Source organism: Pseudomonas cyclaminis (genome assembly GCF_015163715.1).
GTDB lineage: Bacteria > Pseudomonadota > Gammaproteobacteria > Pseudomonadales > Pseudomonadaceae > Aquipseudomonas > Aquipseudomonas cyclaminis.
The window spans coordinates 1-10,542 of sequence record NZ_JADDUM010000241.1 but is presented as its reverse complement, the minus strand read 5'-3'; the positions used below and the strand labels follow the sequence as shown (position 1 = coordinate 10,542).

Annotated in this window: 9 protein-coding genes; 8 read left to right on the top strand and 1 reads right to left on the bottom strand. The window is 58.9% G+C overall.

Annotated elements, in window-relative coordinates; translation table 11 throughout:
• Nucleotides 1-133 precede the first annotated feature (133 nt).
• Nucleotides 134-1,510: a glutamine synthetase family protein gene (locus IQK56_RS25910; protein WP_003213894.1), complete on the bottom strand. Its 1,377-nt coding sequence runs from the start codon at nucleotides 1,508-1,510 to the stop codon at nucleotides 134-136.
• Nucleotides 1,511-1,788: 278 nt separating this feature from the next.
• Between IQK56_RS25910 and IQK56_RS25905 the strand changes: the two genes are divergently transcribed.
• The 8 genes from IQK56_RS25905 (at nucleotide 1,789) to IQK56_RS25870 (ending at nucleotide 10,417) form a co-directional block, all read left to right on the top strand.
• Nucleotides 1,789-2,028, top strand: coding sequence for a hypothetical protein (locus IQK56_RS25905; protein WP_122307943.1), 240 nt, complete (start codon nucleotides 1,789-1,791; stop codon nucleotides 2,026-2,028).
• Nucleotides 2,029-2,107: 79 nt separating this feature from the next.
• A complete protein-coding gene (locus tag IQK56_RS25900) occupies nucleotides 2,108-3,466 on the top strand; it encodes a glutamine synthetase family protein (RefSeq protein ID WP_122307944.1) in 1,359 nt (452 codons plus the stop codon).
• Nucleotides 3,467-3,524: 58 nt separating this feature from the next.
• A complete protein-coding gene (locus IQK56_RS25895) occupies nucleotides 3,525-4,889 on the top strand; it encodes an aspartate aminotransferase family protein (RefSeq protein ID WP_159937713.1) in 1,365 nt (454 codons plus the stop codon).
• Between the two features lie 182 nt (nucleotides 4,890-5,071).
• On the top strand, nucleotides 5,072-6,166 hold the full coding sequence (locus tag IQK56_RS25890; RefSeq protein ID WP_193901875.1) for a polyamine ABC transporter substrate-binding protein: 1,095 nt from the start codon (nucleotides 5,072-5,074) through the stop codon (nucleotides 6,164-6,166).
• A gap of 148 nt (nucleotides 6,167-6,314) precedes the next feature.
• Nucleotides 6,315-7,409, top strand: a complete 1,095-nt coding sequence (locus tag IQK56_RS25885; protein WP_122307946.1) for a polyamine ABC transporter substrate-binding protein — start codon at nucleotides 6,315-6,317, stop codon at nucleotides 7,407-7,409.
• Nucleotides 7,410-7,476: 67 nt separating this feature from the next.
• Nucleotides 7,477-8,619 (top strand): ABC transporter ATP-binding protein, encoded by a 1,143-nt coding sequence (locus IQK56_RS25880; RefSeq protein ID WP_003195240.1) that lies wholly within the window; start codon nucleotides 7,477-7,479, stop codon nucleotides 8,617-8,619.
• Nucleotides 8,616-9,536: an ABC transporter permease subunit gene (locus IQK56_RS25875; protein ID WP_099585907.1), complete on the top strand. Its 921-nt coding sequence runs from the start codon at nucleotides 8,616-8,618 to the stop codon at nucleotides 9,534-9,536. The genes IQK56_RS25880 and IQK56_RS25875 overlap by 4 nt, the downstream gene beginning before the upstream one ends.
• Entirely contained in the window at nucleotides 9,533-10,417 is an 885-nt protein-coding gene (locus IQK56_RS25870) for an ABC transporter permease subunit (protein WP_099585906.1), read from the top strand. Before IQK56_RS25875 ends, IQK56_RS25870 begins: the two co-directional genes overlap by 4 nt.
• Nucleotides 10,418-10,542: the final 125 nt, after the last annotated feature.

The following is a 10,542-nucleotide window of genomic DNA, read 5'->3' as shown; positions in this document are numbered from 1 at the left end:
CCCGCGCTGGCTGCGAAGCGGCCCCAATAAAAAACGCCGAGTTCCTTCAGAAAGAACTCGGCGTCTGTGTTTGGGGCTGCTACGCAGCCCAGCGCGGGGCAAGCCCGCTCACCACAGTCAATGCAGCCGCCGTTTAGACGGTATGCAGGTACCAGTTGTACTCAAGGTCGGAGATGGAGTGTTCAAACTCTTCCAGCTCACTTTCCTTACAGGCGACGAAGATATCGATGTATTTAGGATCGATGTACTTGGCCATCACCTCGCTGTCGTCCAACTCGCGCAGGGCATCGCGCAGGTTGTTCGGCAGGCTCTGCTCGTTCTGCTCGTAGCTGTTGCCTTCCACGGGTGCGCCAGGCTCGATCTTGTTGGTCAGGCCGTGGTGCACGCCTGCCAGGACCGAAGCCATCAGCAGGTAAGGGTTGGCGTCGGCGCCGGCCACACGGTGTTCGATACGTACGGCGTCGGACGAGCCGGTCGGTACGCGAATCGCCACGGTGCGGTTGTCCAGGCCCCAGCACGGCGAGTTCGGCACGTAGAACTGTGCGCCGAAACGACGGTAGGAGTTGACGTTGGGGCACAGGAACGCCATTTGGGCGGGCAGGGTCTCCAGCACACCGCCGATCGCGTGACGCAATGCGGCGTTCTGCTCGGGATCCTCGCTGGCAAAGATGTTCTTGCCGTCTTTGTCCAGGATCGAAATGTGTACGTGCAGCCCGTTGCCTGCCTGGCCTGGGTAAGGCTTGGCCATGAAGGTGGTGTCCATCTCATGGTCGTAGGCGATGTTCTTGATCAGGCGCTTGAGCAGTACCGCGTAATCGCACGCTTTGATCGGGTCGGCGACATGGTGCAGGTTCACTTCGAACTGCGCCGGGGCACTTTCCTTGACGATGGCGTCGGCCGGGATGCCTTGCTCTTTGGCGCCTTCCAGAATGTCCTGGAGGCAGTCGACGTATTCGTCGAGGTCGTCGATCAGGTAGACCTGTGTCGAGTGCGGGCGTTTGCCGGAGATCGGCGAGCGGGGCGGTTGTGGGCGGCCGTTCACGTTCTCCTGGTCGATCAGGTAGAACTCAAGCTCGAAGGCAGCGCAGATGGTCAGACCGAGGTCGTCGAATTTGCTTACAACTTGGCGGAGCACTTCGCGGGGATCGGCGAAGAAAGGTTCACCTTCAAGTTCGTGCATGGTCATCAGCAGTTGCGCGGTAGGGCGCTTTTGCCAAGGCTCATTGCACAGGGTGTCGGGGATTGGATAACAGATTCGGTCAGCATCACCGATGTCCAGGCCCAGGCCGGTGCTTTCCACCGTCGAGCCATTGATATCCAGGGCAAATAAAGAGGCAGGCAGGTTAATGCCCTTCTCGTAAACCTTGTGGAGGCTGGTGCGTTCGATGCGCTTGCCGCGCACCACACCATTCATATCCGCAATTAGAAGGTCTACGTACAGAACCTCAGGATGATCCTTAAGGAACGCGTTCGCTTCGTTAAGCTGAACGGCACGCGGGGGTACCGACATGATGCAACACCTTTGTTGTTAAAAATATCAATCATTGATCTTTTCTGGTTTCAGTCAACCCGAACGGCATGCCGAAGTCAAGCGAGGCCTTTTTTGCCCTAAAAAAGCGCCGCGAAGGCTTTTTTGGGGCTTTTTGGGGCGGTTTTTTGCATTTGACCGGCTTGGGACTCGCAGGCTTGAGCGGGCCGTGTTGTATTTTTTACGGGGGTGTTGTGTAAAAAAATGAACAAGGCTAAGCTCGATTCAAACCCATAACAGCAATAATACCGGGGTGCTTCATGTTTCACCTGCCGCCACTCGGCGTCTCTGCCTGCTTCTGCCAGGCGTTGTCCGCAGTCCGTTCGCCCCGCGTGGATGCACCGGCACCGGCCAATATTCTTGACGGCCCGTCCGACCTTTTCTTTGCCCCCTCAACTGCCCCTGACCGGCTCCTTTCCAAGGAACCGATCAAGATTGTGCACGACTTTGGCGTGAGGAATGCAACGCTGCAGCAAATGGCAGGTAAGCTCCTACCCTGAATGAACAAACGACGCGGATGCTGCGTCAACCAACGCCTGGCCTTTAATGGATGCCAGGAAACCCAGCCCAGAGGCATTTATGAGTAACAACCTCGACCAGCTCACCGATTGGTTGAAAGACCACAAGATCACAGAAGTCGAATGCATGATTGGCGACCTCACCGGCATCACCCGGGGCAAGATCTCGCCGACCAACAAGTTCATCGCCGAAAAAGGCATGCGCCTGCCCGAGAGCGTTCTGTTGCAGACCGTGACCGGCGACTATGTCGAAGACGACATCTATTACGAATTGCTCGACCCGGCCGACATCGACATGATCTGCCGCCCCGACCAGAACGCGGTGTTCCTGGTGCCGTGGGCCATCGAGCCGACCGCCCAGGTGATCCACGACACCTACGACAAGCAAGGCAACCCGATCGAGCTGTCGCCGCGCAACGTGCTCAAGAAAGTCCTCCAGCTCTACGCCGACAAAGGCTGGCAGCCCATCGTGGCGCCGGAGATGGAGTTCTACCTGACCAAACGCTGCGAAGACCCGGACTTCCCGTTGCAACCGCCGATCGGTCGTTCCGGGCGCCCGGAGACCGGTCGCCAATCCTTCTCTATAGAAGCGGCCAACGAATTCGATCCACTGTTCGAAGACGTCTACGACTGGTGCGAACTGCAGGAGCTGGACCTCGACACCCTGATCCACGAAGACGGCACCGCGCAGATGGAAATCAACTTCCGTCACGGCGACGCGCTGTCCCTGGCCGACCAGATCCTGGTGTTCAAGCGCACCATGCGCGAAGCGGCGCTCAAGCACAACGTGGCGGCCACCTTCATGGCCAAGCCGATGACCGGCGAGCCCGGCAGCGCGATGCACCTGCACCAGAGCATCATCGACATCGCCACCGGCAAGAACGTCTTCTCCAATGAAGACGGGACCATGAGCCAGCTGTTCCTCAACCACATTGGCGGCCTGCAGAAATTCATCCCCGAATTGCTGCCACTGTTTGCCCCTAACGTGAACTCGTTCCGCCGCTTCCTGCCCGACACCTCGGCGCCGGTCAACGTGGAATGGGGCGAAGAAAACCGCACCGTCGGCCTGCGCGTACCGGATGCCGGCCCGCAGAACCGTCGTGTGGAAAACCGCCTGCCGGGCGCCGACGCCAACCCGTACCTGGCGATTGCCGCCAGTCTGCTGTGCGGCTACATCGGCATGGTTGAAGGCCATAACCCGAGCGCGCCGGTGGTGGGTCGTGGTTACGAGCGGCGCAACCTGCGTCTGCCGTTGACCATTGAAGACGCCCTGGAACGCATGGAAAACAGCAAGACCATCGAGAAATACCTGGGTCAGAAATTCATCACAGGCTACGTCGCGGTCAAGCGGGCCGAGCATGAAAACTTCAAGCGCGTGATCAGTTCGTGGGAGCGGGAATTCCTGCTCTTCGCCGTCTGATGCGCCGGGCGCGCTGGGAAAGCAGCGCGCCCCTCACTGAAAAGTCTAGGAGATTGGTATGTCCAGCAACAACCCGCAAACCCGTGAATGGCAAGCCTTGAGCAACGATCACCACCTGGCACCGTTCAGCGACTTCAAGCAATTGAAAGAGAAAGGCCCACGGATCATCACCAAAGCCCACGGCGTGTATTTGTGGGACAGCGAAGGCAACAAGATCCTCGACGGCATGGCCGGCCTGTGGTGCGTGGCGATCGGTTACGGTCGCGATGAACTGGCCGACGCCGCCGCCAAACAAATGAAAGAACTGCCGTACTACAACCTGTTCTTCCAGACCGCTCACCCTCCGGTGCTGGAGTTGGCCAAGGCCATTTCCGACATCGCACCGGCCGGCATGAACCACGTGTTCTTCACCGGGTCCGGCTCCGAAGGCAACGACACCATGTTGCGCATGGTCCGCCACTACTGGGCGATCAAGGGCCAGCCGAACAAGAAAACCATCATCAGCCGCAAGAATGGCTACCACGGCTCAACCGTGGCTGGCGCCAGCCTTGGCGGCATGACGTATATGCACGAGCAGGGCGACTTGCCGATCCCCGGCATTACCCACATCGCCCAGCCGTACTGGTTTGGTGAGGGCGGCGACATGAGCCCCGAAGAGTTCGGGATCTGGGCCGCCAACCAGTTGGAAGAGAAGATCCTCGAACTGGGCGTGGACACCGTCGGTGCCTTTATTGCCGAGCCGATCCAGGGTGCCGGTGGCGTGATCGTCCCGCCCGCCACCTACTGGCCGCGCATCAAGGAAATTCTCGCCAAGTACGACATTCTGTTTGTGGCCGACGAAGTGATCTGCGGGTTTGGCCGTACCGGTGAGTGGTTCGGTAGCGACTTCTACGACCTCAAGCCAGACATGATGACCATCGCCAAGGGGCTGACCTCGGGCTATATCCCCATGGGCGGCCTGATCGTGCGTGACGAAGTGGTCGAGGTGCTGAACGAAGGCGGCGATTTCAACCACGGTTTCACCTACTCCGGTCATCCGGTGGCCGCCGCAGTGGCCTTGGAAAACATCCGCATCCTGCGTGATGAAAAAATCATCGAGCAGGTCAACAGCGAAACGGCACCCTATTTGCAGCGTCGTCTGCGCGAGCTCAATGATCACCCGTTGGTGGGCGAAGTGCGCGGTGTGGGTCTGTTGGGCGCTATTGAACTGGTGCAGGACAAGGCCACTCGCAAGCGTTATGAAGGCAAAGGCGTCGGCATGATTTGCCGCAACTTCTGCTTCAACAACGGCCTGATCATGCGCGCCGTGGGCGACACCATGATCATTTCGCCGCCGCTGGTGATCAGCAAGGCCGAGATCGACGAGTTGGTGACCAAGGCACGCACGTGCCTGGACCTGACTTTGGCGGCATTGCAGGGCTAAGTGCTAGGCTCAGTGCGCAGAGCACCGGGCAGTGATAAATGTAGGGGCTTTGGTTGAAAGCCGGCCCCTGAACTTGCCAGACTGTCGCCCTGTTTTGTTGCCCTCTGGAAGGGCCGCTGAACATATAAAGAACGTGGCCCAAAAAAGAAAAATTGGAGCATCACCAAATGAAGGCATTAGGTTTGAAGAACGCTGGCAAGACCCTCCTCGCCTTGTCCCTGATGGGCGCAATGGCGGGCGCGGCCCAGGCAGACGATAAAGTGCTGCACGTCTACAACTGGTCCGACTACATTGCACCGGACACCATCGCCAACTTCGAAAAAGAGTCGGGCATCAAAGTGGTGTACGACGTTTTTGACAGCAACGAGACCCTGGAAGCCAAGTTGCTGGCAGGCAAGTCCGGTTATGACATCGTCGTGCCGTCGAACAACTTCCTCGCCAAGCAGATCAAGGCCGGTGTCTACCAAGAGCTGGACACGTCCAAGCTGTCCAACTACAGCAACCTGAACAAGTCCCTGCTCAAAGCCGTGTCGGTCAGCGACCCGGACAACAAGCACGCCTTCCCGTACATGTGGGGTTCGATCGGCATCGGCTACAACCCGGAGAAGGTCAAGGCTGCGCTGGGCGTGGACAAGATTGATTCGTGGGATGTCCTGATGAAGCCGGAAAACATCGCCAAGCTGAAAAGCTGCGGCGTGAGCTTCCTCGACTCGCCAACCGAAATGCTGCCGATTGCGCTGCATTACCTGGGCCTGCCGACCGACAGCCAGAAGAAAGACGACCTCAAGCAAGCCGAAGCGTTGTTCCTCAAGATCCGCCCATCGATCGGCTACTTCCACTCCTCCAAGTACATCTCGGACCTCGCCAACGGCAACATCTGCGTAGCCGTGGGTTACTCGGGTGACATCCAGCAGGCCAAATCCCGCGCGGCTGAAGCCGGTGGCAAGGTCAAGGTGGCCTACGACATTCCGAAAGAAGGCGCTGGCAGCTTCTTCGACATGGTCGCCATCCCTAAAGATGCCGAAAACGTCGAGGCCGCTTACAAATTCATGAACTACCTGCTCAAGCCGGAAGTCATGGCGTCGATCACCAACAGCGTGCGTTTCCCGAACGGTAACGAGAAGGCGACTGCACTGGTCGACAAGGACATCACCAGCGACCCGGGCATCTACCCGCCAGCCGATGTGCAAGCCAAGCTCTACGCCATTGCTGACTTGCCAGCCGCAACCCAGCGTGAAATGACGCGCAGCTGGACCAAGATCAAGTCCGGCAAGTAAGCCTCAACACCGGTGGGAGAGGGCTTGCCTCTCTCCCACACATTAAATGACAAAAAGTTTTGCCGGATCGGTTTATCGAGGGTAAGTTGCGCGCCGGTTTTGTTGCCGGGCAACAACTTCAGGCCCAACTATTTAAGAGGACCTCCACTTGCCAATTTCTTTATTTCGCAAAGCCATGCTGGTGGGTGCAGGTATCACGCTGGCTGTCAGCGTGCAGGCCGCATCGACGGTGCATATTTATAACTGGTCGGACTACATCGGTACCGACACCCTGGCCAACTTCGAAAAGGCCACCGGCATCAAGCCCGTGTACGACGTGTTTGATTCCAACGAAACCCTGGAAGGCAAGTTGCTGGCCGGGCGTACTGGCTACGACGTGGTCGTGCCGTCCAACCACTTCCTCGGCAAGCAGATCAAGGCCGGGGCGTTCCAGAAACTCGACAAGTCGTTGCTGACGAATTACGCAAATCTTGATCCGGCGCTGCTCAAGCGCCTGGAAAAGAACGACCCAGGCAACCAGTACGCCGTGCCGTACCTATGGGGCACCAACGGCATCGGTTACAACGTCGACAAAGTGAAGGAAGTGCTGGGCGTCGACAAGATCGACTCCTGGGCCGTGCTGTTCGAACCGGAAAACATGAAGAAGCTGGCCACTTGCGGCGTGTCTTTTATGGACTCGGCAGATGAAATGCTGCCGGCGGTGCTCAACTACATGGGCCTGGACCCCAACAGCACCAACCCGGACGACTACAAAAAGGCCGAAGAAAAGCTGCTCAAAGTGCGGCCCTACGTGACCTACTTCCATTCCTCCAAATACATCTCCGACCTGGCCAACGGCAACATCTGCGTGGCGGCCGGTTTCTCCGGTGATGTGTTCCAGGCCAAGGCCCGTGCGGCTGAGGCTGGCAAAGGCGTGAACATCGCCTACGCGATTCCGAAAGAAGGCGGCAACCTGTGGTTTGACGTGCTGGCGATCCCCAAGGACGCCACCAACATTAAAGAGGCCCACGCCTACATCAACTATTTGCTGCAACCTGAGGTCATCGCCCAGGTCAGTGATTACGTCGGTTACGCCAACCCTAACCCAGGGGCGGACACACTGATGGAGCAATCGATACGCACGGACGAAGCGGTTTACCCACCGCAGGCGGTTCTCGATCGGACATTCGTCAACTTCGAGCTACCCCCGAAAGTGCAACGTTTAATGACCCGTAGCTGGACCAAGGTCAAGACGGGCAAGTAAGGCTCAACCTATCCAAGGTTCGTCCGTATTGGACGTTCTGCACTCTTTTTTTCTGGGAGTTTCGTAAATGGCAGTTGCCTCCGGCGCCTATAAGAAAGCCCTCGAAGGGGACCAGACACCGAAGAAGGTGCTGGTCAAAATCGACCGGGTCACGAAGAAGTTCGACGAGACGATTGCCGTGGACGATGTGTCCCTGGAAATCAAGAAAGGCGAGATCTTCGCCCTGCTCGGCGGTTCGGGTTCGGGCAAGTCCACTTTGCTGCGCATGCTCGCAGGTTTCGAGCGCCCGACCGAGGGGCGCATCTACCTCGACGGTGTGGACATCACCGACATGCCGCCCTACGAGCGGCCGATCAACATGATGTTCCAGTCCTACGCCTTGTTCCCACACATGACGGTGGCGCAGAACATCGCCTTCGGCCTGCAACAGGACAAGATCCCCAAGGCCGAAGTCGACGCCCGCGTGGCCGAGATGCTCAAGCTGGTGCAGATGAGCCAGTACGCCAAGCGCAAGCCGCACCAGTTGTCCGGTGGCCAGCGTCAGCGTGTGGCCCTGGCCCGTTCCCTGGCCAAGCGCCCGAAACTGCTGCTGCTCGATGAGCCGATGGGCGCCCTCGACAAGAAATTGCGTTCGCAGATGCAGCTTGAGCTGGTCGAAATCATCGAGCGCGTCGGCGTGACCTGCGTGATGGTGACTCACGACCAGGAAGAGGCCATGACCATGGCCGAACGCATCGCGATCATGCACTTGGGCTGGATCGCGCAGATCGGCAGCCCGATCGACATCTACGAAACGCCTACCAGCCGCCTGGTGTGCGAGTTCATCGGCAACGTCAACATTTTCGACACCCAAGTGGTGGACGACGCCGAAGGCCACGCGGTGCTCAAGTGCCCGGACCTGGACCGCGACATCTACGTGGGCTACGGCATCGCCACCTCGGTGGAAGACAAGTCGGTGACCTACGCGATTCGCCCGGAAAAACTGCTGGTGACCACCGAAATGCCGACCTGCGAGCACAACTGGTCCAGCGGCAAGGTGCACGACATCGCCTACCTGGGCGGCCACTCGGTGTTCTACGTGGAACTGCCGAGCGGCAAGCTGGTGCAGTCTTTCGTGGCCAACGCCGAACGCCGTGGCCAGCGGCCGACCTGGGGTGATCAGGTGTACGTGTGGTGGGAAGACGACAGCGGCGTGGTACTTCGCTCATGAACACAAAAAAGCTCAAGCGGCGCTTGAACCGCCTCGTCCCCAGTGGCAAGCAGGTGGTCATCGGGATTCCGTTCCTGTGGCTGTTCCTGTTTTTCGCCCTGCCGTTCTTCATCGTCCTGAAAATCAGCTTTGCCGAAGCCGACGTAGCGATCCCGCCGTACACCGAGATCTACACCTACGTTGAGCAGAAGCTGCAAGTGGTGCTGAACCTGGCCAACTACAGCTTGCTGGCGGGCGACGAGTTGTACATCGCCGCGTACCTGGGCTCGCTGAAGATGGCGTTTTTCAGCACGCTGCTGTGCCTGCTGATCGGCTACCCGATGGCCTACGCCATTGCCACCGCACGCAAAGAGATGCAGACCGTGCTGGTGCTGCTGATCATGATGCCGACCTGGACTGCGATCCTGATCCGCGTGTATGCGTGGATGGGCATCCTCAGCAACAACGGGTTGCTCAATGGCTTCCTGATGTCCATGGGGCTGATCAACGAACCGCTGCAGATCCTCAACACCAACATCGCGGTGTATATCGGCGTGGTCTATTCGTACCTGCCGTTCATGATCCTGCCGCTGTACGCCAACCTGGTGAAGCATGATCAGAGCCTGCTGGAAGCCGCGTCGGACCTGGGTTCGAGCACCTTCAACAGCTTCTGGAAAATCACCGTGCCGCTGTCCAAGAACGGCATCATCGCCGGTTGCATGCTGGTGTTTATCCCGGTGGTGGGCGAGTTCGTGATCCCGGAACTGCTGGGCGGCCCGGAAACCCTGATGATCGGTAAAGTGTTGTGGCAAGAATTCTTCAACAACCGTGACTGGCCGGTGGCGTCTGCCCTGGCGGTAGTGATGCTGGCGATCCTGATCGTGCCGATCATTCTGTTTAACCGCAGCCAAGCCAAAGAATTGGAGGGCAAGATATGAAGCGCGTCAGTTTCTCAAGCTTCATGCTGGTGGCGGGGTTGCTGTTCATCTACCTGCCGATGCTGATCCTGGTGATCTACTCGTTCAACGAATCCAAGCTGGTGACGGTGTGGGGCGGTTGGTCGATCAAGTGGTACGTGGGCCTGCTCGACAACACCCAACTGATGGGTTCGGTGGCCCGCTCCCTGGAAATCGCCTGCTACACCGCGGTTGCCGCGGTGGCATTGGGTACGTTGGCGGCGTTTGTGCTGACGCGCATCAGCCAGTTCAAGGGCCGCACGCTGTTCGGCGGCCTGGTGACGGCGCCGCTGGTGATGCCGGAAGTGATCACGGGTCTGTCGCTGCTGCTGCTGTTCGTGGCCATGGCGCAGATGATCGGTTGGCCCCAGGAGCGTGGCATCGTCACCATCTGGATCGCCCACACCACGTTCTGTGCGGCGTATGTGGCGGTGGTGGTGTCGGCGCGCTTGCGTGAGTTGGACCTGTCGATCGAAGAAGCCGCCATGGACCTCGGCGCGCGGCCGTGGAAGGTGTTCTTCCTGATCACCATCCCGATGATCGCGCCGTCGTTGGCGGCGGGCGGCATGATGTCGTTTGCGCTGTCGCTGGATGACCTGGTACTCGCCAGCTTCGTCTCGGGCCCTGGCTCGACGACCTTGCCGATGGAAGTGTTCTCGGCCGTGCGCCTTGGGGTCAAACCCGAGATCAACGCCGTGGCCAGCCTGATTCTGTTGGCGGTGTCGCTGGTGACCTTCCTGGTGTGGTTCTTCAGCCGTCGCGCCGAAGAACACCGCAAGAAAGCCATTCAGCAAGCCATCGAAGAAGCGGCTGCAGATGGCTGGAAACAGCCGGACAAGCGCCGGGCGCCTGCACCGGTCTAAAGCCTGGTGTAATACAAAATGTGGGAGGGGCTTGCCGAGTCGTCACACCGCCCCGATAGCGGTGTATCAGTCAACAGATGCAGTGACTGGCAGTCGAGCCAATCGGGGGCAAGCCCCCTCCCACA

Coding starts and splice junctions, on each gene's coding strand:
- IQK56_RS25910 (WP_003213894.1), bottom strand. CDS start 1,510: ATGTCGGTACCCCCGCGTGCCGTTCAGCTTAACGAAGCGAACGCGTTC.
- IQK56_RS25905 (WP_122307943.1), top strand. CDS start 1,789: ATGTTTCACCTGCCGCCACTCGGCGTCTCTGCCTGCTTCTGCCAGGCG.
- IQK56_RS25900 (WP_122307944.1), top strand. CDS start 2,108: ATGAGTAACAACCTCGACCAGCTCACCGATTGGTTGAAAGACCACAAG.
- IQK56_RS25895 (WP_159937713.1), top strand. CDS start 3,525: ATGTCCAGCAACAACCCGCAAACCCGTGAATGGCAAGCCTTGAGCAAC.
- IQK56_RS25880 (WP_003195240.1), top strand. CDS start 7,477: ATGGCAGTTGCCTCCGGCGCCTATAAGAAAGCCCTCGAAGGGGACCAG.
- IQK56_RS25875 (WP_099585907.1), top strand. CDS start 8,616: ATGAACACAAAAAAGCTCAAGCGGCGCTTGAACCGCCTCGTCCCCAGT.
- IQK56_RS25870 (WP_099585906.1), top strand. CDS start 9,533: ATGAAGCGCGTCAGTTTCTCAAGCTTCATGCTGGTGGCGGGGTTGCTG.